Annotated in this window: 28 protein-coding genes and 2 riboswitches; of the genes, 3 read left to right on the top strand and 25 right to left on the bottom strand. The window is 40.1% G+C overall.

Going from position 1 to position 26,248, the window contains the following annotated elements:
- Nucleotides 1-51: 51 nt before the first annotated feature.
- From C9J29_RS11780 to C9J29_RS11770, 3 genes are all read right to left on the bottom strand, one after another.
- Nucleotides 52-2,040: a S9 family peptidase gene (locus C9J29_RS11780; protein WP_107922212.1), complete on the bottom strand. Its 1,989-nt coding sequence runs from the start codon at nt 2,038-2,040 to the stop codon at nt 52-54.
- A gap of 71 nt (nt 2,041-2,111) precedes the next feature.
- Nucleotides 2,112-2,789 (bottom strand): precorrin-3B methylase, encoded by a 678-nt coding sequence (locus C9J29_RS11775; RefSeq protein WP_008174816.1) that lies wholly within the window; start codon nt 2,787-2,789, stop codon nt 2,112-2,114.
- Between the two features lie 52 nt (nt 2,790-2,841).
- Complete coding sequence (locus tag C9J29_RS11770) at nt 2,842-3,837, bottom strand: ABC transporter substrate-binding protein (RefSeq protein WP_107922211.1); 996 nt, start codon at nt 3,835-3,837, stop codon at nt 2,842-2,844.
- 164 nt (nt 3,838-4,001) lie between these two features.
- A riboswitch (cobalamin riboswitch) is annotated at nt 4,002-4,188 on the bottom strand.
- A gap of 176 nt (nt 4,189-4,364) precedes the next feature.
- Here C9J29_RS11770 and C9J29_RS11765 point away from each other — a divergent pair.
- Nucleotides 4,365-6,305, top strand: coding sequence for an elongation factor G (locus C9J29_RS11765; RefSeq protein WP_089984469.1), 1,941 nt, complete (start codon nt 4,365-4,367; stop codon nt 6,303-6,305).
- 105 nt (nt 6,306-6,410) lie between these two features.
- Here the strand turns inward: C9J29_RS11765 and C9J29_RS11760 are convergent, their stop codons facing one another.
- Both C9J29_RS11760 and C9J29_RS11755 read right to left on the bottom strand, forming a co-directional pair.
- A complete protein-coding gene (locus C9J29_RS11760; RefSeq protein WP_090001600.1) occupies nt 6,411-7,169 on the bottom strand; it encodes a hypothetical protein in 759 nt (252 codons plus the stop codon).
- Nucleotides 7,170-7,402: 233 nt separating this feature from the next.
- Nucleotides 7,403-7,586, bottom strand: a riboswitch (cobalamin riboswitch).
- 229 nt (nt 7,587-7,815) lie between these two features.
- Nucleotides 7,816-8,049, bottom strand: coding sequence for a hypothetical protein (locus tag C9J29_RS11755; RefSeq protein ID WP_043989839.1), 234 nt, complete (start codon nt 8,047-8,049; stop codon nt 7,816-7,818).
- Between the two features lie 358 nt (nt 8,050-8,407).
- Between C9J29_RS11755 and C9J29_RS11750 the strand changes: the two genes are divergently transcribed.
- A complete protein-coding gene (locus C9J29_RS11750; protein ID WP_008174824.1) occupies nt 8,408-8,815 on the top strand; it encodes a hypothetical protein in 408 nt (135 codons plus the stop codon).
- A gap of 145 nt (nt 8,816-8,960) precedes the next feature.
- Here C9J29_RS11750 and C9J29_RS11745 read toward each other — a convergent pair whose 3' ends face one another.
- A complete protein-coding gene (locus C9J29_RS11745; RefSeq protein WP_008174827.1) occupies nt 8,961-9,344 on the bottom strand; it encodes a PH domain-containing protein in 384 nt (127 codons plus the stop codon).
- A 110-nt stretch (nt 9,345-9,454) separates the two neighbouring features.
- Between C9J29_RS11745 and C9J29_RS11740 the strand changes: the two genes are divergently transcribed.
- Nucleotides 9,455-9,778: a YhfM domain-containing protein gene (locus tag C9J29_RS11740; protein WP_237068822.1), complete on the top strand. Its 324-nt coding sequence runs from the start codon at nt 9,455-9,457 to the stop codon at nt 9,776-9,778.
- 114 nt (nt 9,779-9,892) lie between these two features.
- On the opposite strand, the gene C9J29_RS11735 is transcribed toward C9J29_RS11740, so the two are convergent.
- From C9J29_RS11735 to C9J29_RS11645, 19 genes are all read right to left on the bottom strand, one after another.
- Nucleotides 9,893-10,624 (bottom strand): ABC transporter ATP-binding protein, encoded by a 732-nt coding sequence (locus tag C9J29_RS11735; protein WP_107922210.1) that lies wholly within the window; start codon nt 10,622-10,624, stop codon nt 9,893-9,895.
- Between the two features lie 12 nt (nt 10,625-10,636).
- Complete coding sequence (locus tag C9J29_RS11730; protein ID WP_107922209.1) at nt 10,637-11,383, bottom strand: ATP-binding cassette domain-containing protein; 747 nt, start codon at nt 11,381-11,383, stop codon at nt 10,637-10,639.
- Nucleotides 11,376-12,188: an ABC transporter permease gene (locus C9J29_RS11725; protein ID WP_090001604.1), complete on the bottom strand. Its 813-nt coding sequence runs from the start codon at nt 12,186-12,188 to the stop codon at nt 11,376-11,378. Before C9J29_RS11725 ends, C9J29_RS11730 begins: the two co-directional genes overlap by 8 nt.
- Nucleotides 12,185-13,153, bottom strand: a complete 969-nt coding sequence (locus C9J29_RS11720; protein WP_089984537.1) for an ABC transporter permease — start codon at nt 13,151-13,153, stop codon at nt 12,185-12,187. The genes C9J29_RS11725 and C9J29_RS11720 overlap by 4 nt, the downstream gene beginning before the upstream one ends.
- The gene (locus C9J29_RS11715) at nt 13,143-14,729 is read right to left on the bottom strand and encodes an ABC transporter substrate-binding protein (RefSeq protein ID WP_237068821.1); all 1,587 of its coding nucleotides are present in this window, start codon (nt 14,727-14,729) and stop codon (nt 13,143-13,145) included. The genes C9J29_RS11720 and C9J29_RS11715 overlap by 11 nt, the downstream gene beginning before the upstream one ends.
- Nucleotides 14,730-14,757: 28 nt before the next feature.
- A complete protein-coding gene (locus C9J29_RS11710; RefSeq protein WP_107922298.1) occupies nt 14,758-15,564 on the bottom strand; it encodes an urease accessory protein UreD in 807 nt (268 codons plus the stop codon).
- On the bottom strand, nt 15,557-16,186 hold the full coding sequence (ureG, locus tag C9J29_RS11705; RefSeq protein WP_008174842.1) for an urease accessory protein UreG: 630 nt from the start codon (nt 16,184-16,186) through the stop codon (nt 15,557-15,559). Before ureG ends, C9J29_RS11710 begins: the two co-directional genes overlap by 8 nt.
- Before the next feature lie 17 nt (nt 16,187-16,203).
- Nucleotides 16,204-16,944, bottom strand: a complete 741-nt coding sequence (locus C9J29_RS11700; RefSeq protein WP_237068820.1) for an urease accessory protein UreF — start codon at nt 16,942-16,944, stop codon at nt 16,204-16,206.
- Nucleotides 16,886-17,332 carry an urease accessory protein UreE gene (locus C9J29_RS11695; protein WP_090001608.1) on the bottom strand — a complete coding sequence of 149 codons (447 nt, stop codon included), beginning with the start codon at nt 17,330-17,332 and terminating at the stop codon, nt 16,886-16,888. Before C9J29_RS11695 ends, C9J29_RS11700 begins: the two co-directional genes overlap by 59 nt.
- 52 nt (nt 17,333-17,384) lie before the next feature.
- The gene (gene ureC, locus C9J29_RS11690) at nt 17,385-19,100 is read right to left on the bottom strand and encodes an urease subunit alpha (RefSeq protein ID WP_008174846.1); all 1,716 of its coding nucleotides are present in this window, start codon (nt 19,098-19,100) and stop codon (nt 17,385-17,387) included.
- A complete protein-coding gene (locus C9J29_RS11685; RefSeq protein WP_008174848.1) occupies nt 19,097-19,465 on the bottom strand; it encodes an urease subunit beta in 369 nt (122 codons plus the stop codon). Before C9J29_RS11685 ends, ureC begins: the two co-directional genes overlap by 4 nt.
- A gap of 14 nt (nt 19,466-19,479) precedes the next feature.
- The gene (ureA, locus tag C9J29_RS11680; protein ID WP_107922208.1) at nt 19,480-19,782 is read right to left on the bottom strand and encodes an urease subunit gamma; all 303 of its coding nucleotides are present in this window, start codon (nt 19,780-19,782) and stop codon (nt 19,480-19,482) included.
- A gap of 467 nt (nt 19,783-20,249) precedes the next feature.
- Nucleotides 20,250-21,494, bottom strand: coding sequence for a methyl-accepting chemotaxis protein (locus C9J29_RS11675; protein ID WP_090001612.1), 1,245 nt, complete (start codon nt 21,492-21,494; stop codon nt 20,250-20,252).
- 164 nt (nt 21,495-21,658) lie between these two features.
- Nucleotides 21,659-23,080: an aspartate ammonia-lyase gene (gene aspA / locus C9J29_RS11670; RefSeq protein ID WP_008174855.1), complete on the bottom strand. Its 1,422-nt coding sequence runs from the start codon at nt 23,078-23,080 to the stop codon at nt 21,659-21,661.
- A gap of 281 nt (nt 23,081-23,361) precedes the next feature.
- On the bottom strand, nt 23,362-23,991 hold the full coding sequence (locus C9J29_RS11665; protein ID WP_008174856.1) for an NAD(P)-dependent oxidoreductase: 630 nt from the start codon (nt 23,989-23,991) through the stop codon (nt 23,362-23,364).
- Nucleotides 23,992-24,062: 71 nt separating this feature from the next.
- Nucleotides 24,063-24,476, bottom strand: coding sequence for an Rrf2 family transcriptional regulator (locus tag C9J29_RS11660; RefSeq protein WP_107922207.1), 414 nt, complete (start codon nt 24,474-24,476; stop codon nt 24,063-24,065).
- Nucleotides 24,477-24,589: 113 nt separating this feature from the next.
- Nucleotides 24,590-24,796: a hypothetical protein gene (locus C9J29_RS11655; RefSeq protein WP_008174859.1), complete on the bottom strand. Its 207-nt coding sequence runs from the start codon at nt 24,794-24,796 to the stop codon at nt 24,590-24,592.
- 45 nt (nt 24,797-24,841) lie between these two features.
- Nucleotides 24,842-25,030 carry a hypothetical protein gene (locus C9J29_RS11650; RefSeq protein WP_164908709.1) on the bottom strand — a complete coding sequence of 63 codons (189 nt, stop codon included), beginning with the start codon at nt 25,028-25,030 and terminating at the stop codon, nt 24,842-24,844.
- A 183-nt stretch (nt 25,031-25,213) separates the two neighbouring features.
- Nucleotides 25,214-26,191 (bottom strand): thymidylate synthase, encoded by a 978-nt coding sequence (locus C9J29_RS11645; protein WP_107922206.1) that lies wholly within the window; start codon nt 26,189-26,191, stop codon nt 25,214-25,216.
- Nucleotides 26,192-26,248: the final 57 nt, after the last annotated feature.

Genomic DNA, 26,248 nt, shown 5'->3' with positions numbered 1-26,248 from the left:
TCTATAAAAAATGGCTTAAGAAGTATGTTCACTTCCTAAGCCACCTCTTTTTTAAAGCTTTTCCACAAACCAATCTCGTATATATTCGAGACGATTAATTCTTAATGTTGGCTTTCCGCTTCTTGACAGTTCATGATTAGCTTCAGGGAACCGGACGAATTTCGTTTCTTTTTTCCGATACTTCAAGGCGATAAATAATTGCTCCGCCTGTTCAATCGGACAACGATAGTCTTTTTCACCATGTAAAATAAGCAATGGTGTTTCAACATTGTCTACATATTTCAATGGTGAATGATGCCATAGCTTCTCTATATTTTCGAGCCCCGCTTGAATTTGCCAGTCTGTAAAGTAATAGCCAATATCACTCACTCCTGCAAAGCTAATCCAGTTCGAAATAGAGCGTTGTGTAACTGCTGCCTTAAAGCGGTTGGTATGCCCAACAATCCAGTTGGTCATAAAGCCACCATAGCTCCCACCTGTTACACCTAGTCGATCCTGATCAATGAACTCATATTGCTCTAAAGCATAGTCCACTGCAGCCATTAGGTCTTGATAGTCATTGCCACCATAATCACCACGTACTGCATCCACAAACGTTTGTCCGTAGCCATGACTTCCGCGCGGATTTGTATACAGCACCGCAAAGCCTTGAGCAGCCAGGATTTGGAATTCATTAAAATAGGTGTTGCCGTACATCGCATGTGGACCACCATGGATTTCAAGAATAAGAGGATATTTCTTCCCTTTTTCATAGCCCACTGGTTTCATAATCCAGCCATTGACCTTCCAGCCCTCAGCTCCTTCAAACTCAATGCTCTCTGGCACAGCTAACTCTTTCGTCTTTAAAACGTCTTCATTGACTGTCGTCAATCGTTCTTTTTCACCCGTTTTTAAGTTGACGTAATATAAATCGCCCGGATTCGTTGTCGTACTTATGGCGACAACGGCTTGATCATTTTGAGCATCTAATGAAAAACCATAAACGTATTGATCATCGTGAATAGCTGGATAAATTTCACCATCTACATTCCCAAAGTAAATTGCCGCATTGCCGTGATCCGTTACTTGGAAATAGAAACTATGATTATCATTCATCCATTGTACACTTGGTGCTGCTACCCCTTGCAGGAAATCACCGATGACATAGTCACCGACAGGGGCATCAAATTCACTTGTTGCACAGTTTAGCAGATTTTGTTCCATATCATAAATCCATAGCTTCGCTTGTGTGGCATTTTCAAACTCACGTTTTCCTCCAACAAAGGAAAGGAAGCGGCTATTAGGCGACCAGGACGTTTGGTAATAGGAGCCAATCCCCTCTGTTACCTTGCGACTCTGTTTTGTTTCTAAATCGAATAAATAAATATCCGCATTAAACGAAAAATCTAAGTCCTCTGCTTGATCTGCTAAGTACGTAAGATAACTGCCATTTGGCGACCATGTACTCAGATGGAAATCCTCGTTCCCTTCTGTCACTTGCTTTAAGTCACCAGATTTTAAATCGACAATGGCAATGTGAGTATGCTGGTCCATATCTATAAATCCACCCGCATCTGACTTATGTTTCATCTTATCGATTTCGAGTGGCTTGAGTTCTTTTTCTTCTTTCTTGTCATCTTCAGCTTTGTCTAAGATAGTTTCATCTTTACCTAGCAAAACTGAAAAGGCAATTTTCTCTCCACAAGGAGACCAGACAGGCGTTGACGCACCGTTTTTGCAATACGTCACTTGCTTCGCCTCTCCCCCTGTTTTCGACAGTACAAAAATTTGCGGCTTGCCTGATCTTGTCGAAGAAAAAGCAATTTGACTGCCATCTGGCGACCAGACAGGAGAGCTTGTCCGATCGTTACCATATGTCCATTGCTGAGGACGTTTGTCTTTTAAATTTAAATAAAATAAGTTAGATACATAGTCTTTTTTCTTCTCATCAATACGTGTCTCTACATAAACTACCTCAGTCCCATCAGGTGAGAGCTGTGGATCTGCCACTGATTTCAAGTGATAAAGATCTTCTGGTTGAATCCCTTGTTTAGTTGTCATGTTCTTGCTCCTTTGTATTGTCATTTTCTATGCTCTACTACAATATTTCGACACCCTAAGTATTTTTCCTGCTACTCTATTGATTTTTTTACTAGTTCCCAATCAGCATTCATTTTTGTTCTGCGATAAAATTTATAAAAAGGTTCATTGGAACGAGCTTGGTTTTGATAGAGACGAATGATTTGTAGCAAAAAATCCTCAATATGATCAATCCCTACCCTTTTCGCGAAGAGAGTACCCGCCTGTGCCTTCGCCCCCATAGGGATGGCTCCTACATAAACATCAAAGCTCTCATGCTGATAGACTAAACCAATATCATCATATGTAGGATTATAGCAAGCCGATGCACAGCCATTCACATTGACTCGTACTCTTGCAGGCACAGTTATACCGTCCAATGCCTGATAGAGTTGTTCTGTTTGAGGAACTGCCTCCATTTTTTCTCCATCACAAAAATCACATGCCTTCATGGCAATATGAGGTCCTGAGGAAGCAACAAACAGTCCAGCCTCCTGTAAGGCATGGGTCGCTTCTGTCAGTTCACTAGAGGGGATCGATAATAATATGCTATAGGAGGCCGAATATTTAATGGCCCCCTTCTCCCCTACTATTTCAGCTATTTTTTGAAATTGGGCTGGCGTATAATGCTTATTAATAATGCCAGGGCTTACCGCTAATCGTGTATAACCACCTTGCTGATTTAGAGTTTCGAACGTTTTATCTGGTATGTTTTGACGAAATGCATTCATTGTTATCGCTCCTTAAGAAAAAGGAGCTAGCAAAGCGCTAGCTCGAATGTTTTTAAAAGTTGGCTGGGTAGAAGCCCTTGGCTAAAATTTGAATGGCCGCTGCAGCACGTACCCCTTCAGATGCCGCTGAAAGTGGAAGAATGACAAAGCGATCATTTTTGACTGCTTCCATTTCCTTCAACGCTGGATCATTTTTTAAGAATTTTATCTTTTGTTCAGCAGTTGTTTCACCATAATCAATGACAACCACCACCTCTGGATTGCGATCTACTGCATCTTCCTTCGATACCGTTGTCCATCCTGACTCCACATCTCCAAAGATATTTTGACCGCCAGCGATTGCTACTAGCTCATTCATAAAGTTTTGACCAGCCGTGAATACGTCTTTATCACCACTGTCAAAGACTAGCACACGTAAATTTTCACTGTCTTTTGGTAATTTTGCTTGAACTTCTTCGACATCTTTTGTCATTTGTTCAATTAATGCTTCACCGCGATCTTCCACTCGGAATATTTCCGCGATATGACGAATATCCGTGAAAATATCCTCTAATGTTGGCTTTGTCATATTGGAAGCCGTATGTAAATACGTATGAATTCCTAATTCCTCAAGCTCCTCTGGTGTTCCAACACCTTTCTCACCAAAGCCACTTTTCCAGCCTGCATACAAGAAATCTGCCTCGGCATCAATGACTTGCTCCTTTGTTGGGTATTGATCTGAAAGAACTGGAACTTTATCGTAGGCTGCTTGAAGCGGCTCGTAGATTTTATCATCTAAATAAGCTGTCCCTACCATGGAATCCTCTAAGCCTAATGCAAGCATAATTTCTGTTACATGCTGATTTAAGCTAATGGCCTTTTTTGGTGCTTCCTTATAGGTTTGGGTAGTTTCATTATTTTCAATGATGACCTCAGTTGTTGTCGCCTCAGACGGTTCAACTTTTTCAGTTTGCTTTGCTGATTCAGGCTTGTCCTTTGCGCCACACGCTCCTAATACAGCGATTAAGGCGATGACCATGACTAGCCATATACTTCTCCATTTTTTCATGTCCTTTTCTCCTTTGTTGTCATAAATATAGAAAGAAATCAGAGACTTCTTTGCTACTAGGATAATTGGAAGGGCATAAAAAAACCCTCTTGTCGCCAAGAGAGTTGCATAGTGAAAAAACGGTATTAGTACCTTTATCACTATCCCCATCCTCGTGGTTCTTAGTTAACATACATATACTGGCAGGTATCCTGGCTTAGGTTCATCATCTATACTCCTTCCCATAGTTAAACTACAGTGGCATGCTGTATAGACTCCCCATTTACAGTTGCGGGACAGCATCGGAATTGCACCGATTTCCCTTTTAAGCAAATGACAAATGCCATTTGCACCAATATGTTCTAATTATGCTATTGATAGACTAGCATTTCATGCGTTAATTCGCAATCAGTAATAGAATGCAAAAAATATAATCATCATTATATTAGCACTATTTCGACAAAAAGACGAATCATTTTACAAGAAATAATTGTGCTAGTATTCTGATACAATGAGAAGATAGCTACTTATAGAAACGAGGATTTATTATGTACAAGACGATTGGGGTTCTTGCTCATGTTGATGCAGGAAAAACAACCTTTTCTGAGCAAGTGCTTTTTCATACAAATAGTATTCAAGCGCGGGGACGTGTCGATCATCAGGATGCCTATTTAGATAATCATGAGCTTGAGCGCAAACGGGGCATTACGATATTTGCCGAGCAAGGACGCATGACTATTGGCGACGATACATATACGTTGATTGATACACCAGGACATGTCGATTTCTCCCCAGAGATGGAGCGTGCCATCCGTGTCATGGATTATGCCATCATTATTATAAGTGCGGTAGAGGGTATTCAAGGTCATACTGAAACGGTATGGCAGCTTTTACGAAACTATCATGTCCCTACATTCTTTTTTATTAATAAAATAGATCGTGACGGAGCAGATGTAAGGGCTGTGATGACCCAGCTCCATAAAGATTTCTCGGAACATGTATTATTCGTCGATGAACCACTTCAGGAGAATTATGTTTCCAGCACAATCATGGAATGGCTGGCGGAGCGTGATGAAAAGCTCCTGGATGCCTTTTTGAATGAAGCATTGGAGCATGGCCTGTGTATGAAGCACCTACAATCGATGATTAAAAATGAATCCGCCTTCCCCTGCTTTACTGGTTCGGCATTAAAAGATGAAGGCATTCAAGAATTGATTGCTCAACTTCCACTCATAACGGGTACTCACTTCGAGCCGGAAGCACCGTTTCAAGGAGAGGTCTTTAAAATACGACATGATGGCCATCAGCGTTTAACATTCATCAAGGCTTTAACAGGCAAATTACATGTTCGAGATGAATTTACGTTTGGAGACCTTACAGAGAAAGTAACAGAAATTCGTCTTTATAACGGCAGCCGTTTTGAAACTGTTCAGCATGTTGAGGCTGGTGAAATCTTCGCTGTTAAAGGGCTCAGCCAGGCACACATTGGCGATCGCATTGGCAGTAACACGCTATCACAGCCCTATGAGCTTGTCCCTACATTACAGGCAAAAGTTCAATATGAGGGTGAGCAACATATTAAAGAAGTATTAAAGATTTTCCGTCTACTAGAGGCCGAGGAGCCATCATTGCGTGTCGTATGGCAGGAAAAGTTTCAGGAAATCCATGTGCATATAATGGGTGTCATTCAGTTAGAGGTACTGATAGAAGTATTATTGAAGCGCTTTACATTAAACATCTCTTTTGGAGAGCCGCAAATATTATATTTGGAAACAATTGCGACAACCGTTACAGGCTACGGACATTTTGAACCACTTAAGCATTATGCAGAAATTCATTTATTAATGCAGCCAAATGAACGTGGGACTGGCATTACCTTTAGCAATGCCTGCCATGCAGATGATTTATCAGTGGGCAACCAGCGCCTCGTAGAGAAGCATTTGTTTGAACGTGATCATCATGGCTTACTCACAGGCTACGCAGTAACAGATATTCATTTTACGCTTTTAACGGGACGTGGACATAATGAACATACGTCTGGCGGTGATTTCCGAGAAGCCACTTTCCGAGCACTGCGCCAAGGACTGGAACAAGCACAGAACGTCCTGCTTGAGCCGTATTATCGCTTTAAAATGAAGGCTTCCAATGACTTTATTGGCCGTATGATGACCGACATTCAACAGGCTGCTGGCACCTTCGACGACCCTGTACTCACTGAAACAGACGTTGTATTAACAGGACGTGCACCAGTAGCGACCTTCATGAGCTATAGCACGATTTTTGCCGCCTATACAAATGGGAAAGGTGCGCTTACCCTCCAATTTGATGGCTATGATGTGTGTCATCATGCAGAAGAAGTAATATCTCAAATAGGCTATGATAAAAATGCCGACCCTGAATACAGTTCTTCCAGCATTTTTTGTTCAAAAGGTAAAGGCTATTCTGTCCCTTGGCAAGAGGCGCAAGCAGCCATGCATTGTCAGAGCTAAGTTCATGTACTAGCATGGCAAATCTGTTGAACTAGTACTTCAGATGAAGGTAGAATATCCCTACAAAAAATAAAGCAAGCCCTCCGCTTCATGGAGGGCTTGCTTTTATATGGCACCAACAGCTTTCTTTGAAGGCTTGTGCACCGGATAGGCAGGTTCAACCACCACATAACCTTGCGTATTCGTGAAGTCGATAACTACTTTTCCAGGCTGACTTTTTAATATTTGTAGTTGATCAATTAATGTTAATAATAGCTCGTGGCCGTTCCCACGTGGATGCCAATTAAAGTGATAATCATTTAATTCCTGAACGGCTTGAAGAAACTGCGTGTATTCCTGCTGTGCAAATGCAATTAGTTTATCCTGATGAGGAATTTGCTCTAAATCGTTCATATACGTTTCATAAAAACGTATGACAATCGAGCATAGTAAATCATTGACACGTGCAGCGCTTAACACTGGATTGGGCTCCTGTGAAAGACGGTCAAGATTAGGCTTTGCTCGTGTTGAATCAATGCGTGTAATTAAGTGGTACTGCTCCCCATTCACCTCATAAACAATAGGGTTGGTTGGCATATACATCATAAAGCTATTCGTCTTCGTTTTCAGTTGATCCGTTAAATTCGCCTGAGCAAAAAGATGGCCTTCTACCTCCCCATTTTGTATCCAAATAATGTCTTTATTATATAAGATTTGCTCAAAAAAACGATTGTTGCGAATCAGTCTCGTTGCTAATAATTGATCAATTAGTGATTCGACCACCATTCTTGTTTTCGCTTTCTTAGCAATTTCTGTCCGTGGCTGCTTACAAATCGTCATATCTACAAAAGGCGTTTCCTGTGTTGTCGTTGCATGAATATTCATCCTATGTGCATCCCCTTTGCGTACATATTTTCAAAACAAAAAGGACTTCCTACTATGTTTGAGGAAATCCTTCGCTTTAATGTGCTTCATCACACAATGCCAAACAAACCCTAAGTAAATGTGAAGGAGTTCTAAAATGAACCCTTTCATGAACTTTGGGCGTATGACGTACTGTGACGAACAGAGCATTCTGTTTTGTCAACATGCCACCTCCTATTCCTCGTAGGTTTATGGTGTGTACTCGTAACTAGGCAGGTATCCTGACTCATGGTCATCGCCACTTTTCCCCTTCCCATCATTTGACAGTGGTTGCTGAAAAGTCGCTCACATTTACAGTTGCGGGACAGTGTCGGATTCACACCGACTTCCCTTTTAAGCAAATTGCACGCAATTTACACCTATTACTACACGCTATTCAGTTGTGGAGGAATGCTGTGTTCTATACATTCCTTACAGACTATTAAAATCAATTGTAAGGTAGTCTATTTCTGATGTCAAATAACATAAAATCTTCCAGCTTCTTTATTATTATCTTACAGTATTTCAGAATATTCAAACTAATAACTAACTTCACTTAGAAGACTCTAAACAATCATCTACCCGATTGAATGATTCTCCCTACGTATGACAGTGTTGAGTGATGTAACTACAGAGTAATAATTTCACCAGAGTATTGTTTTAATTGTTCAATGGCTAATGTTACGGCTACTTCCTCAGTTTCAATCAAACTCAATCCTATTTTAATAGGACTCCAAAATTCATATCCGCAGTCTTCTTGCCACATATATACTTCTGTTGTAAAAAGACCATCTCTCCGTTTTATAATTTGAACTTTATATTGATTACTTGGAGACATTATTTCCTTTAGCATCTGTTCCATTGTTTCACCATCTTTACAAATATTAATGTGTATATTATAACTATTGTTCTTCAAAAAGAAAAAAAGTTGTGCGTCAGAGCAGCAGAAAGCACCGATCAGCATAGAGAACTTTTGGGTCACGAACTTTCAACGCAAAAAATCGATCAAGATTATTTGCTCACTTCTTTCGCTCGCTAAAGTTGCGAGAGAGATTTCAATTAGCGCTTCGATTTCTTTGTAGCTTTGCTTTCTAATAACTACATTGTGTGATTGATTTTCTTCTTAAATAAACTGTTTCAAAAAATTATTTCTACTAGTAAGTAATTAAAAATAATTGTAGAATAATAGCCTATATGTTATTCAAAAGGAGAAATATATTTTGTTAGACATCATCTTCCCACTAATTGGGCTACTCATTTGCACATCTCTCCTAATCTTTTTTATAAAGAATAAACGTAGTCACAAGGATTTTTATGGGGTTATAATTACTGCGTCTTTTTTCAGCGTCCTATGTTTGTTTCTTGTTGTATGGTCAATCGAAGATTTTATTGCTATTCAAACTAAAAATTTTCAAATAGTTACTGGTAAATGTACCGTAAGAGAGTTTGAATCAAACGGAAGAACCGCAATCCACGAACTACTTGTAGACATTAACGGCGAACTTGATTTCACTGGAGATTTTGATAAATTTAGTGATGTTAGACAAGGAACCTACGACTGTACTGTAAAATATATCGAGAAATCTCGCACCTTGTATGACATTCATCCCCTTTCTACTAATGAATAGTTTAATGCCAAATATAAGTAATACGAAAGTTACCATATACTTTTAACTACACCTAACACTATGATTTGTCCTCTAATCACAACAAAAAAAGCCTCGCATATATGCGGGCTTTGGATGTGTTTTGCTTTTGTTTCTATAGGTACCATTAATTCGAGCCTAAAACATACTGCGCTAAAACACTTTGCACTTTATAAATATTGGTCGCCTTATTGAAGTTTTTTTGGATGGGTAATGAACTGCCTGATACCCATATTTTTAACTCTGCATCTAAATCAAATGTACCAGCGGTTTCTACTGAAAAATGGACAATATTTTTATAGGGGATGGAATGGTATTCCGTTTTCTTGCCAGTCACTCCTTGCTTATCAATGAGGATTAATCGTTTATTCGTAAAAATAAATATGTCTCTAATAATTTTATAGGCATTTTTAATGGTTTCGTTTGGAATTAGTAAATCATTGACCTCCTCCTGTAATTTTTCAAAATTCACCTCGCTTGCATTGCCAATTAATCCATCAAATAAACCCATGCTTTATCCCCTTTCAGCTTTTGTTTGTTTACTATATTATGATGAAAACTGGGCTACGACCCTCGTTTTTGTAATATTTATTCTATAAAGGAGAAGGCTTATAGCGAACATTGCTAGTCATAGTCATGTCCCTATTAGCCATTGTTGTTTTAGGCTGTACAAATGAGGAGCTTGCAGGTGGGAAATTGGCTAAGATTAGCATTTCTAACAGCGTTATATTTGGCTCTGTGCATACTGATTTTATGAAAGGATATGAGGATGAGGATTCTCTCAACCTATTCCATAAAGGAATGACGACAGCAGTGATAAATGAGGGAATTGTCAATATGGCTGCCCCACAATTTGACGTACAAGTAGTGGATACGGCTGAAAACCAATATGGCTTTCATCTTTGGTACATGGATGAACGTAAGGGATACCCATACAATCTATAGCCCCTCTGAGGATTTGACCGCCCACTCAGATCATTGAAAGAAGAATAAAAAACACTTTCCATTCAAATAAGGAAAGTGTTTTTCGGTTTATTTTCTATTGGTAACATGGATATTTCATCCGTTTTCTACGGCTTGGAAGAGCATTTGCGCATACTTGTCTGTAAAAGCAAAGCCACCTTCGCATTTACGGCTCTCATCAACAATTTCACCCGATTTCATCACGTAAATGCGATCGCACAAATAAGAAACTGCCTTTAAATCATGCGAGATAAATAAAATCGCCATGTTTTTTTCTTTATTTAAAGTCACTAATAAATCGATTATCTCTCGTTGAATCAAGCGGTCTAAGCTCGAAACGATTTCATCACATACTAATAGTTGAGGTTCGACTAAAATCGATCTTAGTATATTAACCCGTTGTCGCTCCCCTCCACTTAGCTCAGAAGGCAGGGCTTCTAAAATATCTGATGGGAGCTTTACCATTTCAAGCATTGTCTGTAGTTCGCGGTCCGTGAAGGACTTGTGTGCCACCTGTTTGGGCTCGCGTAACAATTCCCTGACGGTCCACACGGGGTTTAAGGCAGCCGTAGCATTTTGAAAAATGATTTGGCAATTTTCATAAAAATACGAGCGATTTTGCTTCGTCATTAATTGCTCTTCAAAAAACAGAGCCCCTTTTTCAGGCTTTTCTAGCTGCATAATTAGTTTGGCCAAAGTACTTTTTCCACTACCGCTTTCTCCCACAAGCCCTACGATTTCACCTTTTCCAACTGTTAGGTTTATATTCTTCAATATTCGCTGTCCTGCTCGATAGCTTTTATTCACCTGATCAACATGAAGCAACAATATCAACGCCTCCTAAAAATGATGAGCGACAAGCCGCTTCGTATATGGATGCTTGGGCTCCTTAAAAATTTCCGATACTTGCCCACTTTCTACAATTTCACCATTTTTCATCACCAGCATGGAATCAGCAATCTTAGCAACCCCTAAATCATGGGTAATGAAGAGAATGGTCGTCCCAAGGCGGGCATGGAGATTTTTTAGCAATTTGATAAATTCTTGTTGGTGGAGCATATCTAGAGCAGAGGTCGGTTCGTCTGCCATTAAAACATCGGGTTCATTATAGAAGGCGCAGGCAAGCATGCAGCGTTGTAGCATACCGCCAGAAAGCTCAAATGGATAGCGTTGTAGCACATCCTCCGGTAAGTTTAATTCCTTTAAAATAGCCATGATTTTACTTAAAAATTCCTCTTCCTTATGTCCCACCCTCGAAGCCGTCAACCGATAGAGTTGCGGCTTCATTTTTTGAGTTGGTGAAAAACTATTCGTGGCATCCTGAAAGATGGTAAAGAAATGCTTTTTCTGTAGCTCCACACGCTCCTGTTCAGACATGGCCATGAGGTTTTTTTCATTAAATAAAATCGAGCCTTCCATACTTGCTCGTGCTGGCAGCATCCCAAGCAGAGCTGAAAGGGTCGTACTTTTGCCACTACCACTCTCACCAATGATAGCGGTAATATGCCCTTTAGGCACAGTAAAAGTCAAACCTTGAATAAGGGATTTGCCGGATAAGCGAACAGCTAAATTATCAACCTTAAACATGCGATCGGCTCCCTCCTTGTTTGAAAGTACCTCCAATAACTTGCACACATAAAATCGTTATAAAAATTAACAGCCCAGGGAAAAGTCCCATCCACCAAGCACCTACAAGTAAATCATTTTGAGCTGTGTACAGCATTGTTCCCCATGATGGAGTAGCTGGGGGGACACCAATTCCTAAAAAACTTAAGGAAACTTCGGTAAAAATAGCCCCAGCAAAATTAAAGATGGTCACCACAAATAACGCAGGGATACAATTACGCAATAAATGCCCAAAGAGAATTTTCCACAGCGGCGTGTGGAACATTTTCGCCATCTGCACAAATTCTTGTTCCTTTAACCGGATAAACTCAGAGCGGACGATACGAGCAGTAACAAACCATCCAGTGATCCCCATAATCATCGCCATTCGCCACACACTGCCCTGCATAATTGCCTGTAGAGCTAAGACGATCACTAATGAGGGAATGGTTAAACAGGCCTCGAGAATACGCATCATTACAGCATCAATGACACCGCCGAAATAACCGCTTATGCCCCCATAAATGATGCCAATTATGCTAGATAGCACGACGGACACAGTGGCAATGAGTAGCGTCACCTTTCCTCCGACTAATAAGCGCGAAAGAACATCTCTCCCTAGCTGGTCAGTTCCTAATAAATGAATGGCATTCGGTGCTTGATAAATTTGATTCATATCCATCATATTCGGCTCAAAAGGAGCTAATAATGAAGAAAAAATAGTCGTTGTACAAATGAGAGCTAAAAGCACAAGCCAAAAGATCGGGTACTTCCGCTGTTTTCTCATACAAATCCCCCTCTTCTTAATCGAGGGTTCAAGCCAATCATCAGAATATCAATGACAAATAAACAGATGACCACAACAACGCCGATGATCAATATAGCCCCCATTAAAACGGGAAAATCCTTGAGCATGACGGATTTTACCAAAAGCTGTCCTAAGCCTGACCAACCAAATAATGTTTCGACTACAATGGAGCCTCCGAAAAATGATGGGATGGTCACACCGACATAGTTAATATAAGGAATGACAGCATTTCGTAAAATCATAGTTCGAATTTCACGTTCAGATACTCCATTCGCACGTGCCACTTGTACATAGTAGCTATGATTCTCTACTTTTACACTATCCTGCAAAAAACGGGCAAAGATGCCAACATGGGAAATAACGAGGACTGTTAGCGGGAGTGCCATATGATATAAACGATCCACGAACCCTCCATCGCCCCGCACATCATTCATTCCCGAAGACGGAAACCAACCTAATGTTATGGAAAAGACCATAATGAATAATATGCCTAGCCAAAATGGGGGTATCGCGGAGCTAGCAATACTAAAGATAGAAAGTCCACGGTCGAGTAATGAGCCCTCCCTCATGCCAGCCTGTAAGCCAAGCCAAATAGAGGCAATGGTTACAAGGACTAACGTTAAAATAACGAGCTGTAGCGTATTCGGTAAGCGCTCAAGTAAAATCGTCAAGACAGGTCTTCCTTCTTTAGCTGAGTACCCTAAATTACCTTGTAATGCTTCCCCCAACCAAGTCCCATACTGTAAGAATACGGGTTGATCGAGACCAAAGGCTTGTTCAATACGTTCTTTCTCAGCCGTCGTTAATGTTTGGGCATTGCCTCCATAATACGCTGCTGCGGGATTGCCAGGAGCGGTATGCATCATGAAAAAAGAGAGGAAGCTCACGATAATGAGGACAATTGTCCCCATTATCACTCGCTTCCCAAGCCATTTAGCGATCATTCCATTTCCACTCCTCGACATTCCATAAGAAGCCTGCTCCATGGTGACCTAAAATTCGCTCTTTAACACCGCTAATTTGTTTATCGATACCATATACAGCATCCACATAAGCAAAGTAGGCAAACGGTGGGTCTTGAGCTAGCTCCTCCTGCAATGCCATATAGACTCTCTTACGTTGCTCAGGATCGACCGTAGTACGGCCTTCCTCTAGCAATGCGTCTACTTTTGCATTGGCATAGCTGCCGTAATTATAGCCAGCACTCGTGAGACTGGATTCTCCAGAATGGAAAAGGCTGTACGTATGATGGTCCGCATCATATGGACTTCCCCATCCAACCATAAAGGCTTCTGTTTCTTCAATAACAATATTGCTCCAATCCAGTGCAGCCACTTTCACATCTGCCCCAACAGCTTTATAGCCCTCTGCCACATAATTGGCCATATTCACACGCACAGTATCAGTAATGGGCGCGGTAATGGTAAATGTTAATTTTTGGCCATCTTTATAGCGGAAACCGTCATCAGCTAATTGCCAGCCTGCCTGCTCGAGCAGCTCATTTGCTTTTTTTACATCGTAAGTATAATGTTCGATTTTTTCATTCACAAAATTATGTTTTTGTAGTGGCGAATAAGCTTCTGTGCCGTAGCCATGTAAAATACCTTTTACGATGCCAGCACGATCCGTTGCATAGCTAATCGCCTTTCTTAGTGAAACATCCTTCCAAATCGGATACTGCATATTGAATAGAACGCCGCGATAATCGGCGGATTCAACCTCGTACATTTTTAAATGTTCTACTTTTGATAGTTCCTCAACCTGATTTGGATCAAGTAATGCAATATCAACCTCACCAGATTTTAGCTGTAAGGCACGCACATTGCTATCAGGGATAAATTTAAAAATGACTTGTTCAATTGAAGCTTTTGTACCATAAAAAGTAGGAAATGCTTTGAGTGTCAAGCTTGTCCCTTTATCCCATTGTTCAAACATATAAGGACCGGCACCGATTGGTTGTTGATTAAATGGTGCGGTTCTCATTTCCTGTCCTTCGAAGGCATGCTTTGGCAAAATAGGCACAGTTAGTTTGTCTAGCATCGGCGTAAATGGTTCATCTAATTGGAGGGTCATTGTCGTGTCGTCGATTTTTTTCATGCCCGTCACATGGGTAAAATCAGATTTTAAATAGGAGCCGTTTGCATCGTCAAGAATACTTTCAATGGTGAAAATAATATCGTCGACTGTTAAAGCCTGCCCATCATGAAATGTCACATGATCATTCAACACAATTGTATAAGTCATCTGGTCATCTGATATATTAATACTTTTAGCAATATCAAATACAGGTACATTTTGTTCATCAAAACGCATCAAACCTCTAAATAAAAAGGCATCCACATTCGTTTCCTCTAAAAGAGGATTTAAACCTGCAAACTCTGACTCTGAGGCAAAAACAAGCTCATTCGCCTGAGAAGCTGACGAAGCAGTTGACTGTTTCTCCTCGCCTTGACTGGACTCTTTCGAACAGCCTGCAAGACAAAGTATCATTAGAAGTATCCATACTGAAAACTTTTTCAATTCACTATCTCCTTTATCACAGCAGAAATTACAGTAATGCTGTCATATGTTCAAACATACGATTTATTTCCTTGTGAAGTGTTCGTTGCTCTTTGGCGAGCCATCTACAATGAATCGCCTGATCTGTTAGCTTTGTTACGCTTGCCTGAAGAGATTGCTCCTGTTGAATCAAAGCCTGTAAATCTCTCATGTTCATATTTTTCACAAGTGGTGACACAATCCATAAGGAACCGATATAGAGTGCCTTTTCGAGCAAGCCAAGCGCTGCAAAATTCATTTCCTGTGGTTTAAAATGGATGGAATCAAACGCTATAAGTTTATTCTCTACATAAACCTTATATTTAGATTGGTAGTCTTGATAATCAAAGACTTCTCCCCGCATTTCTCGGCCTGGTGCGATAATTTCACCCCAAATTAATGTCGAGCTCTCCTTCATGTAAATAGTTGTATACGCTTGAAACTTGGCTCGTTCAAATGGAATGGTCACTTCAGGAAGCCATTCTAACCGTGCCTCATCAGCAATTTCAACCGTAATAGCCTGGGTACAATGATCACCTGTATGCGAAGGATAGATTTTCAATGCTGATTGTTGCTTAAGTCTTACTCGGCTTTCTGGTGCCAGTTTGACATCGATTTCATTGCGGTCTCCCGCTACCATCCCACCAGAGGATTCCATCAAAAATACTGTGGCAGTTGGATCACTACCTTCATATAATTCACGGCTAGCCTTTAAGGGAGGCTGCTGGTACACATGAACTAGTCTTGTATAGCCCCTCCTAGGCTCAAAGGCCATTTCTAATTTGCCGAAATGATTGATCTTTGGTTGATTAAGCATGGTTGTCAACAGCTTCGGCACCTTCAAGTAGCATATGGTGCTGAATCCATTCAACCACCTTATCTACATTCGTTTGTGAACGAACATCTGCAAAAATATATGGACGGCCACCACGCATTTTTTTCACATCCTGATCCATTATTTCTAGATCAACCCCAACATGAGGCGCCAATGATGTTTTATTGATTAGTAGTAAGTCTGAACGCGTTAGCGCTGGACCACCTTTACGTGGGATATCCTGTCCTTCTGCCACATCAATTACGTAAATATAGCCATGCACTAGCTCAGGACTAAATGTTGCAGATAAATTATCGCCACCACTTTCAATGAAAATAATATCTAAATCTTGGAAACGTTTATTTAAATCATCAATCGCTGCAAAATTCATCGATGCATCCTCACGAATAGCTGTATGAGGACAACCACCTGTTTCCACCCCAATAATACGCTCTTCCTCTAAAACACCATTCGTTATTAAATATTGAGCGTCTTCTCTTGTATAAATATCATTTGTGATAACCGCTACATGATAATGCTCATGCATCACACGTGTTAATTGATCTACTAAAGATGTTTTTCCTGACCCAACTGGGCCGCCGATACCAATACGTATTGGTTTCATTGTTATCCTCTCTCTTTCTATGAAATAAATAATCTGGAATATAAAAACTCATGTTTCATGGATGCCAATTCAATCCCTAACGCATTATTCGTTAAATCATCCATCGTTAATGACATCACTGTTTGCGCTGCTTCTTCTACCGAAATCAATAGCTCATTCAATGCTTGGACACCTGTATTCTGACCAAACGGTACTGCACGTACAGCATTTTGTACTAGGCCGCTAATTGATGCATACATAAAGGTCATCACTGCGTGAAAAACATTGACACCTAGCGCCTCGCAATAGATTCCATAAATCACGGCGTAATGTCCCTTCACTTCTTCACGCTCGATTCTCTCCTTCCACTGCGATAAAAAAGGGTATTCCATAAGCGGTGTCACAGTTCGCACAAATTGCTTCCCTACATTGACACTCGCCTCTTTAGATTCCTTAGCAAGCTTCATAGCCCCACAAAGTTCATCGAGCTCTGTAAGACGAGCAATATCTCTGTCTTTTGCTGCATGGAATGCTTCTTGAATAAGAATCGCATCTCCGTGCACTAAATTATGAAATAAATAGCCCTGACAAAATTCGATTAATTGTTCCTTTGTACGAATGAAATCTTCTTGAATATACGTTTCCATACCGTAGGAATGTGTATATGAACCTATTGGGAATGCCGAATCATGAATTTGTAAAAGTTGCAGTATCGATAAATTAGTGAGAGTGTCCACGGTATTTGAATGGCTGCTTGAAACGTCTTTCTGTTGTTTCATAGTGCACCCCTATTTCATCTAATAATGGATTTATCGTATGATCTGCTCGTACGATGATTTCATTGTTTTCAATGAGGCAAGGCGTATGACGATTTCCTAATTCGAAAGCTGATTTTCCCATTTCATGCATGTCTTTGGGCGTAATAACAATGACAGTCTCTAATTTTGTACGAATTGCTATACGAAGGTGATCATCCTCAAATAATAAATCACCATATTTTAATGGTTCATCACCTTCTAGTCGTAAAGCAATGTCTGTACCTTGATCTGTTTCTGTGCGAAGAATTCGTTTGCTTAATTCCTCCCATTCTAGCTCAATCCATTCTGTTGTCTTTTGTTGATGTTCTTCTTCGTGGGCAATATTCCCAATAATTTTTTCGATTAACATATGTTTAGCACCTCATTGTCTTTTTATTGGCTGTTACTCTCACTTTAATTGCTTAGAATAAGAAATATCGTTGAGCCATTGGTAGTACATCTACCGGCTCACATGTTGCTAATTCACCATCAATTTTTACTTCATATGTTTCTGGGTTCACATCAATTTCTGGCGTCTCGTTATTAAGCTTCATATCAGATTTACGAATATTTCGGCAATTCGAAACCGTCCCAATCATTCGTTTTAAGCCTAATTTTTCTGGCAATCCTTCTTCTACCGCAATTTTCGGTAAAAATGTCATACCACAATTTTGAGGACCTTGTCCATAGAAGCCATAAGTCTGCCGCCCTTTCATTGGCTGCGGTGTTGGAATGGATGCATTTGGATCACCTGTAATACCATAAACGGCAATACCAGCTTTGATGACCACTTCTGCCTTTACGCCAAAGAACGCTGGTTCCCATAAAACAATATCGGCTAATTTCCCTTCTTCCAGTGAACCAACTTCATGGCTAATACCATGTGCGATTGCTGGGTTAATATTTAGCTTCGCCATATAGCGCTTGACGCGATAATTATCGTGTTCCTTGCCCTCATCCTGTGGCAAAGGTCCACGTTGCTTTTTCATTTTGTCTGCTGTTTGGAACGTCCGTATCGTCACCTCTCCCACACGACCCATCGCCTGTGAATCCGAAGACATGATGCTCAATATTCCTAAGTCCTGCATAATATCTTCTGCAGCAATCGTTTCAGGTCTGATACGTGAATCTGCGAATGCGACATCTTCTGGCACATCATGCTTTAAGTGATGACATACCATCAGCATATCTAAATGCTCATCAATCGTGTTCGTCGTAAATGGTTTCGTAGGGTTCGTCGAGGCTGGCAAAATATTTGGTAAAGATGCCATTACTAGCTGATCAGGCGCGTGTCCACCACCAGCACCTTCTGTATGGAAAATATGAATAACACGGCCATCGATGGCATTGATTGTATCTTCCACAAATCCTGCTTCATTTAATGTATCGGAGTGCAAGGCTACTTGAATATCGTACTCGTCTGCAACGGTTAAGCTTTGGTCCAGTGCGGAAGGTGTTGCCCCCCAGTCCTCATGAATCTTCAATCCGATGGCACCCGCACGAACTTGCTCGATAATTGGTGCTGGGTCCGAGGCACTACCTTTTGCAAGTAATCCAACATTCATTGGGAAGCCTTCCACAGCCTGTAACATGCGATGTAGATGCCATTCACCAGCAGTTAAGCTTGTCGCCTTTGAACCTGCTGCTGGTCCTGTTCCGCCACCAATAAAAGTTGTTGTGCCTGCTAATAGGGCTGTTTCCACTTGATCGGGACTAATGAAGTGGATATGTGTATCAATGGCACCAGCTGTTGCTATAAGCCCTTCCCCTGCATAAACCTCTGTCCCTACGCCGATAATCATATCCTGATCGACGCCATCCATACTATTCGGATTGCCTGCTTTGCCGATACCAATTATTCGGCCATCTTTAATACCGATATCAGCTTTCACAATACCCGTATAATCGATAATGATGACGTTAGTAATGACTGTATCTAGCACACCTTCATTGCGTGTATTTTTACCATTTTGCCCCATTGAAACACGCAGTGATTTACCACCACCAAAGACACCTTCATCTCCATAGGATGTATAGTCCTTCTCAATTTCGATCCACAAATCCGTATCGGCTAAACGCACTTTGTCGCCAACTGTAGGACCGAACATTTTCGCGTAAGCTTCATGTGTTACCTTCATTTTTCTTCCGCTCCTTTAAAGCCACCTTCAATTGCCTTGTCTAAAATTTCATCTTTATGGTGAGTTGACCCTTCTGTTAGCTTATTTAAGCCAAAGACATGTTGTTTCCCACCAAATTCGACAAGCTCTACTTCTTTTTCTTCCCCAGGTTCAAAGCGAACTGCCGTCCCTGATGGAATATTTAAATGCATACCGATTGCATCTTCACGATTAAATTCTAGAAATCGATTCACTTCGATAAAATGAAAATGTGAACCTACTTGAATTGGACGGTCACCTGTATTGGCTACTAAAACCTTTTTTGTTGCCCTGCCCACATTGATTTCAATCACACCATTTTTTGGTCGAATTTCTCCAGGAATCATCTGCCAACACTCCTTTACTGAATTGGACGGTGAACTGTGACAAGTTTTGTCCCATCTGGGAAGGTACATTCTACCTGTACATCTGAAACCATGTCACCGACACCTTCCATTACGTCCTCTGCTGTCAGAACATGCTTAGCTTCACTCATTAGCTGTGCTACAGTTTTTCCATCTCTAGCACCCTCCATGATGAAACTACTAATAAGGGCAACAGCTTCTGGATAATTTAGCTTTAAACCGCGAGCTTTTCTTTTCAGCGCAAGTTCTCCTGCCACATGGAGGAGTATTTTTTCTTGTTCTACTGGTGATAGCTTCAAATCAATCTCTCTCTTTCCTATATTCAGAATTATCTTTCAATAATATTTTTCGAAGCATACTTCCTTTCAATTGGATGAGCTTTTTAATACCATTTAGTTTTTTTAGCATTTAATTGTTGTCTTACAAATTATGATTTCGCAAGGGATATGCGAAGAGAAATAGAAATGACTTGTTGACCCGGCGAACGCGGGTTGCAATAGTTGAAGTGAGTAATAGAGGTAACAGCTAGTCCATTATAAGAAACTAAATTAAAAAATTCAACATTTTTATTTATCTGTGAATTTACAAGTTTTATAAATAATTCATAAAAAAAGAGGCTTATTTTACAGAAAATTGGTCAACTGTAAAAAAGCCTCTTATCCTATGGAGTAAAGGAACAATAAAATTATACTAAAAAACTTGTAAATTTATTTGTTTCGAATCATTATTTCAGGGCTATAAACCCTTGAAATTTCCCACGGGCCTCTTAAGCACCGAATTGATTGGTTAATTTTTGTAAACTATCAGCCTGCACACTTAAATCCTGTGTGACGTGATTGACAGCTTGCATGGAGGCAGTTTGCTCATCCATTGACTGCAAAACAGACTCTGTGTAATTCGATAATCGGCCCATTCCATCCGCAATAGTTATGACCGTTGATGCCACTTCATTTGCGCTACTGGAAAGCTGTTCGGCTGTTGCGGAAATGTCTTCAAGCTGGTTATTCATGCGACTTACATGCTGTGTGATCGTCCCGAATGATTTTGTCGCCTCATCAATGACATAAACACCTTGCTGAACATTTTTCAAATCCTCCTCCACCGATGAAGCGACTTGTTTTGTATCATGTTCAATGCCTACTACTAAGTCAACAATTTGCGTAGCAGAATGCTTCGATTGCTCAGCTAATTGTCGGACCTCTTCTGCTACTACTGCAAAGCCTTTACCATGTTCTCCAGCCCGTGCGGCTTCAATGGCAGCATTTAAAGCTAATAGATTGGTTTGATCAGTAATGGCTGTAATCATATCGGTCATCGATTTAATATCTGACATTTTAGTGGATAGTTGCTGCATCAGACTACTTGTTTTGTCAGTTGATGATGAAATAAATTGCATTTGTTCCTTTGCTACATGTAAAATGGCTACCCCGTTTCCGGCAATTTCATTGGCCTCTTTCGCATGACTAAAAACATCCTGTGTAGCAACGGTAATACGTTCAATTCCATCGACAGTTTCTTGCATCGCATGGGCACTTTCACTAGCGGATTGTGCAGCTTGCTTCAAGCCATCTGATGTTTTCTCTATCTGCTGATCTACTTCTTCCACAGCTAGCGTAATTTCACTCGTACTTGCTGATAGTTCTTCAATACTTGTCGATAAATCCGTAGAGCTATTCGCAATTTTTTGTGTCATTGTTCGTAATTGATTTTTCATATCTAAAAAAGATTGTGCTAGCTGAGAGATTTCCCCATTATCATGTACCTCAATGACAACTGTATCCAATTTGCCTGAGGTAATCCCTTGAGCAGCCTCCGTTAACTGTTTAATAGGCTGTATCACTTTAAAATGGACATAGACCGTGTACGAAAGTGTAATGGCAATTCCCAAGATGGTTAAAACGGTTGCAAGCCATTCTAATGTTGTTACATTGGCCAAATCTAAAAATAAAATAATAATCATTAACACATTTAAAGCTGAAAAGCCAAGTAAACTCTTATTTCGTAAACTCATAACAAATTCCCCCAACTAAAATATTACTTCCATACCATTATTATAGTTGAATAATCCTAAAAAACATAAGAAAAAGCCCCTTTTATATGAGTAAAGTTCTAAAAAGCGCATAAAAAAAGACTGTAGACAGCCACAAAGGCATACCTACAGTCCCTATAATTTAATTATTTTAAATTCATGATACTTGAGCCAGCGATACCTGGATGTGTCATTTCATAAGGATCTAAAATTAGGTCCAGTTGTTCTTTTGTTAAAACACCCGCTTCAATACAAAGCTCACGGATTGAACGACCTGTTAGAATCGCTTCACGTGCAAGACGAGCAGCAACTTCATAGCCAATATGAGGGTTCACAGCAGTTAGTACCCCTACACTTTTCTCTACATATTCTTTCATACGTTCTTCATTTGCTTCAATATCTTTTAAGCAGTTTTCTGTAAACGCACGGAAAACATTATTCATAATGCTGATAGATTGAATTAGGTTAAATACTAATACCGGCTCCATAACATTTAACTCTAATTGACCAGCTTCAGAAGCTAATGAAATTGTATGGTCGTTACCAATCACTTGGAAAGCCACTTGATTCAGTACTTCTGGCATCACAGGGTTTACTTTACCTGGCATGATCGAAGAACCTGGTTGGCGAGCTGGTAAAAGGATTTCCCCTAAGCCGGCACGTGGACCAGAAGCCATTAAGCGTAAGTCATTTGCAATTTTCGACATATTGATCATACAAATTTTTAACGCACCAGATACTTCTGTATAAGCATCTGTATTTTGTGTAGCATCAACTAAATGTGTCGCACCCTTTAATGGTAAACCAGAGATTTCTGCAAGATGCTCATCGACAGATTTAATATAATCTGGGAAAGCATTTAAGCCTGTACCTACTGCAGTTGCGCCCATATTTACATCATATAAGTTTGGACGTGTTTGACGAATACGTACAATATCACGGTTGATGACACGGCAATAAGCTTCGAACTCTTGTCCTAAGCGAATTGGCACTGCGTCCTGTAAATGCGTCCGTCCCATTTTAATGACATGTGCAAATTGCTCTGCTTTTTGATGGAAAACGGATTGCATATAGTCCATCGTTTCTAATAATTCATCTATTAAATTTAACACAGCGATATGAATGGCTGTTGGGAAAGCATCGTTTGTTGATTGTGACATATTGACATGACTGTTTGGACTTACTGTATGATAGTCACCTTTTTCTTTCCCTAAAATTTCTAGGGCACGGTTGGCGATGACTTCGTTTGCATTCATATTGATGGATGTACCTGCTCCACCTTGGATTGGGTCTACAAGGAATTCTGCATCCCATTTGCCATCAATTACTTCTTGCGCTGCTTCGACAATTGCCTCACCAATTTCTTTTGATAATAGGTGTACTTCCATATTACTTAACGCAGCTGCTTTCTTCACAATCCCCATAGCCTTAATAAGTGAAGAGTGAATTGTGTAGCCTGTAATCGGGAAGTTTTCCGTTGCACGTAGTGTTTGAATTCCGTAATAAGCCTCTGCTGGTAATACGCGCTCACCTAAAAAATCTTTTTCTATACGTTGTGTTGACATCATTGTCGTCTCCTTTTATGTAATACTCACACTTGATAGTAGCTAATAAAAGTCGTATTGTAAACAGTCATTTTTCTGTAAACGAAAAAAATCCTTCAAAAAAGCAAAGAAATCGCTAAAAACCGAGCACATTTTAATAATGCCCTAGCATTATTAGCGGATAAAGGTTCGATACAAAACAATTAGGCAACTGTATGCGATAGCGTTAAAAATTTCATTGTGAATCAAAAAAACCAATAGAATAAACCGATTAGGTCCATTCTATTGGTTTGTTCATTCTTCTATTATTTATTCGAAGTTACAGTAAAACGGCTATTTTGATGCTGAGGATTTTCAAGCTCATCCAATACTGCCACTGCATAATCTGCGTAGCTTACATAGCTTTCACCAGCTTCATTTACTAATAAATGATCGACTCCTGTTGTATAGTGACCTGTACGTGGACCTTCTGGATCAAAAAATGCAGATGGACTTAAAAATGTCCAATGGATAGCAGATTGTTGTAGGTCTTGTAGATTTTGTCCTTGATTTTGCGCAGTTGCTAGGAACATAGCTGGGAAATCAGGCGTTTCCATTACACGGATTTGTTTTTCAGGGTCTACAAAAAGACTACCTGCCCCTCCCACAACCAATAATTTTGTATCAATGTCTCGGAAAATTTCGATTAAATGACGACCCGCTTTCACATGTAAATCTTCCTGACCAGCTGGTGCGCCAAACGCATTCACTACTGCATCGAAGTCTTTCACGTCATCCTGTGTTAATTGAAACACGTCTTTTTCTATTACGGGGATAGCTGTTGTTACTTTTGCGGCAGAACGAACGATAGCTGTTACCTCATGACCACGTTGCACCGCTTCCTCTACTATTTTTTGTCCTGCTTTACCTGTTGCACCAATGACAGCAATTTTCATTGTATGTTCCTCCTTAATATATAGTTGTAACCATTTTAGTTACAGGTTAGATACAGATAGACCATCTTCGCTTAAGTACGAAGCTGATCTAGCACATCCTGCAAAGTCTGTGCCTTTAGCTGTGCTTCCATTGCCTGCCAAATAGATGTGTACACATCTTCCAAAGTATGTTGGATTTCTCGTCCCACTGCACACGCTGGATTCGGCTCATCATGAATCGCAAAAAGCTGTTCTGGCCCATCGATTGCTTGATAAATTGCTAAAAGTGTTAAATTCTTTGGTTCCACTAAAAGCTCATACCCCGCAACCCCTGAATGTGATAAAAGTAAGCCTGCCTTTTTCAGAACACCAATCATACGTCTTATGACCACTGGATTTGTATTTACACTTCCAGCGATAAAATCGGACGTAAGTAAGCTTTTATCAGATGTTGTAGCAATTAGCGAAAGAATATGGATCGCCACCGAAAATCGACTGTTCACCATATGTATCACCACCTGTTGTAACTATTATAGTTACAGGTAAATAAAAAAGCAAGCACATTGCTTTTCACTACCTGTTTTTATAGTTCCGTTTCTTGACTTATCTATACATACATTTAGATTTTATTGACATAAATCACTAGTTCCTGCCGTATTTGCCCATTGTCCTCATAAAAATCTAAATTATGAAATTCATATTTAAAATGACCTACTGGAAAAGTCACGCTTTCCCCCTGTGCTGCCGCAAGTATACCTGCCACGTCGTGTGATACCATGTGCAATAATTCATCACCCGTGACTGAATCTATAAAGATTACGTTCATAAAAAAACACCTCCTCAGCCATTATAGCTTAGAAGGCGCTTACATTTATAGTCTTTCTTTATAGCCTTTAATACGGATTTCTTCAATCACTTGCATCATGTCGAAAAGTTGTTGCCGGGATAAATTGGAGGTATTAGCGTCCTGCGCTTGTTGCTCGGAAACCTTTTTTCGTTCTAGATGATCGGACTGTTGCTCATTTTCTTCTACTTCCGGAAGGACCATTGTTTTCTTCACAACTTTCACCTCTACCATAAATTTGACCGACTACCCATTCCAAATAATGCTAACAATCCCACAATTACTATAATCAACTTCCTAGCTATCAGTCATCCAACTACTAGCCTATTTAGCAAAACATATAATTTGACCTAGTTATAGTGCCAAAAAAAACAGCAACCAAAATGGCTGCTGTTTATGTTAGACGGCAATCGGAGCCTTAATAGCGGGATGTGGATCATACCCCTCGATTGATAAATCCTCAAGCTCGATATCAAAAATCGATGCTTTATTTGGATTGATGTGTAACGTCGGTAGTTCCTTTGGCTCCCGAGCAAGCTGTTCTTTTACTTGTTCCACATGGTTCGCATAAATATGCGCGTCCCCAATGCTATGAATAAATTCGCCTACCTCTAATCCACACTCATGTGCAATCAAATGTGTTAACAATGCATACGAAGCTATATTAAAAGGACAGCCTAATAAAGTGTCCAAGCTTCTTTGCATGAGCTGACAGCTTAATTTGCCATTAGATACATAAAATTGGAACATGACATGACATGGTGGCAATGCGGCTTTACTGCCCTTCGCACCTGCATTGATAACATCCTCTGGGTTCCACGCATTGACGATAATACGGCGTGAATCTGGATTATGCTTGATTTGATGAATGACATCCTGCAACTGGTCGATACTTTCCCCAGTAGAAGTTGTCCAATGCCGCCATTGCTTGCCATAGACATTGCCAAGCTCTCCGTATTTTTGAGCAAAGTCATCATATGCTAAGACACGCTCACAAAATGAGGCTAACTCTTGCTGATACAATGTATTAAATGCGTCATCCACTAAACAACGTCGACCAAAATCAGTCATATCTGGTCCTGTATAGTCATCTGATTCAACCCATTTTTTAAATGCCCATTCATCCCAAATATGATTATTATGTTGCAATAGATAACGGATATTCGTATCCCCTTTAATGAACCATAATAATTCGCTCGCGACAAGCTTAAAAGGTACGCGCTTTGTCGTTAAAAGAGGAAATCCTTTACTTAAATCAAAACGCATTTGATAACCAAAGACGCTATATGTACCCGTCCCAGTTCGATCCTCTTTTTTCGTGCCATTTTCTAATATATGTTGTAGTAAATTTAAGTACGCCATTTCTGGATGCGTCATTTTTCTTCAACAGCTCCTTCCAGTTTGCTGTTGACCATTATACCATTTCATCACGTA

The sequence above is a fragment of the Lysinibacillus fusiformis genome (genome assembly GCF_003049525.1).
Classification (GTDB): Bacteria; Bacillota; Bacilli; order Bacillales_A; family Planococcaceae; genus Lysinibacillus; species Lysinibacillus fusiformis.
This window is presented reverse-complemented; position numbering and strand designations above follow the sequence as displayed.

Bases quoted from the DNA above. Each gene is read 5' to 3' on its own strand.
- C9J29_RS11725 (WP_090001604.1), bottom strand. From the start codon at position 12,188: ATGAGAAAACAGCGGAAGTACCCGATCTTTTGGCTTGTGCTTTTAGCT.
- C9J29_RS11675 (WP_090001612.1), bottom strand. From the start codon at position 21,494: ATGAGTTTACGAAATAAGAGTTTACTTGGCTTTTCAGCTTTAAATGTG.
- C9J29_RS11695 (WP_090001608.1), bottom strand. From the start codon at position 17,332: ATGTTAATCGAAAAAATTATTGGGAATATTGCCCACGAAGAAGAACAT.
- C9J29_RS11745 (WP_008174827.1), bottom strand. From the start codon at position 9,344: ATGGGTTTATTTGATGGATTAATTGGCAATGCAAGCGAGGTGAATTTT.
- C9J29_RS11765 (WP_089984469.1), top strand. From the start codon at position 4,365: ATGTACAAGACGATTGGGGTTCTTGCTCATGTTGATGCAGGAAAAACA.
- C9J29_RS11645 (WP_107922206.1), bottom strand. From the start codon at position 26,191: ATGACGCATCCAGAAATGGCGTACTTAAATTTACTACAACATATATTA.
- C9J29_RS11700 (WP_237068820.1), bottom strand. From the start codon at position 16,944: ATGAAACAACAGAAAGACGTTTCAAGCAGCCATTCAAATACCGTGGAC.
- C9J29_RS11720 (WP_089984537.1), bottom strand. From the start codon at position 13,153: ATGATCGCTAAATGGCTTGGGAAGCGAGTGATAATGGGGACAATTGTC.
- aspA (WP_008174855.1), bottom strand. From the start codon at position 23,080: ATGATGTCAACACAACGTATAGAAAAAGATTTTTTAGGTGAGCGCGTA.
- C9J29_RS11665 (WP_008174856.1), bottom strand. From the start codon at position 23,991: ATGAAAATTGCTGTCATTGGTGCAACAGGTAAAGCAGGACAAAAAATA.
- C9J29_RS11730 (WP_107922209.1), bottom strand. From the start codon at position 11,383: ATGTTTAAGGTTGATAATTTAGCTGTTCGCTTATCCGGCAAATCCCTT.
- C9J29_RS11755 (WP_043989839.1), bottom strand. From the start codon at position 8,049: ATGGAACAGATGCTAAAGGAAATAATGTCTCCAAGTAATCAATATAAA.
- C9J29_RS11760 (WP_090001600.1), bottom strand. From the start codon at position 7,169: ATGAATATTCATGCAACGACAACACAGGAAACGCCTTTTGTAGATATG.
- ureC (WP_008174846.1), bottom strand. From the start codon at position 19,100: ATGAAGGTAACACATGAAGCTTACGCGAAAATGTTCGGTCCTACAGTT.
- C9J29_RS11655 (WP_008174859.1), bottom strand. From the start codon at position 24,796: ATGAACGTAATCTTTATAGATTCAGTCACGGGTGATGAATTATTGCAC.
- C9J29_RS11660 (WP_107922207.1), bottom strand. From the start codon at position 24,476: ATGGTGAACAGTCGATTTTCGGTGGCGATCCATATTCTTTCGCTAATT.
- C9J29_RS11685 (WP_008174848.1), bottom strand. From the start codon at position 19,465: ATGATTCCTGGAGAAATTCGACCAAAAAATGGTGTGATTGAAATCAAT.
- ureG (WP_008174842.1), bottom strand. From the start codon at position 16,186: ATGAAACCAATACGTATTGGTATCGGCGGCCCAGTTGGGTCAGGAAAA.
- C9J29_RS11710 (WP_107922298.1), bottom strand. From the start codon at position 15,564: ATGCTTAATCAACCAAAGATCAATCATTTCGGCAAATTAGAAATGGCC.
- C9J29_RS11780 (WP_107922212.1), bottom strand. From the start codon at position 2,040: ATGACAACTAAACAAGGGATTCAACCAGAAGATCTTTATCACTTGAAA.
- C9J29_RS11770 (WP_107922211.1), bottom strand. From the start codon at position 3,837: ATGAAAAAATGGAGAAGTATATGGCTAGTCATGGTCATCGCCTTAATC.
- C9J29_RS11775 (WP_008174816.1), bottom strand. From the start codon at position 2,789: ATGAATGCATTTCGTCAAAACATACCAGATAAAACGTTCGAAACTCTA.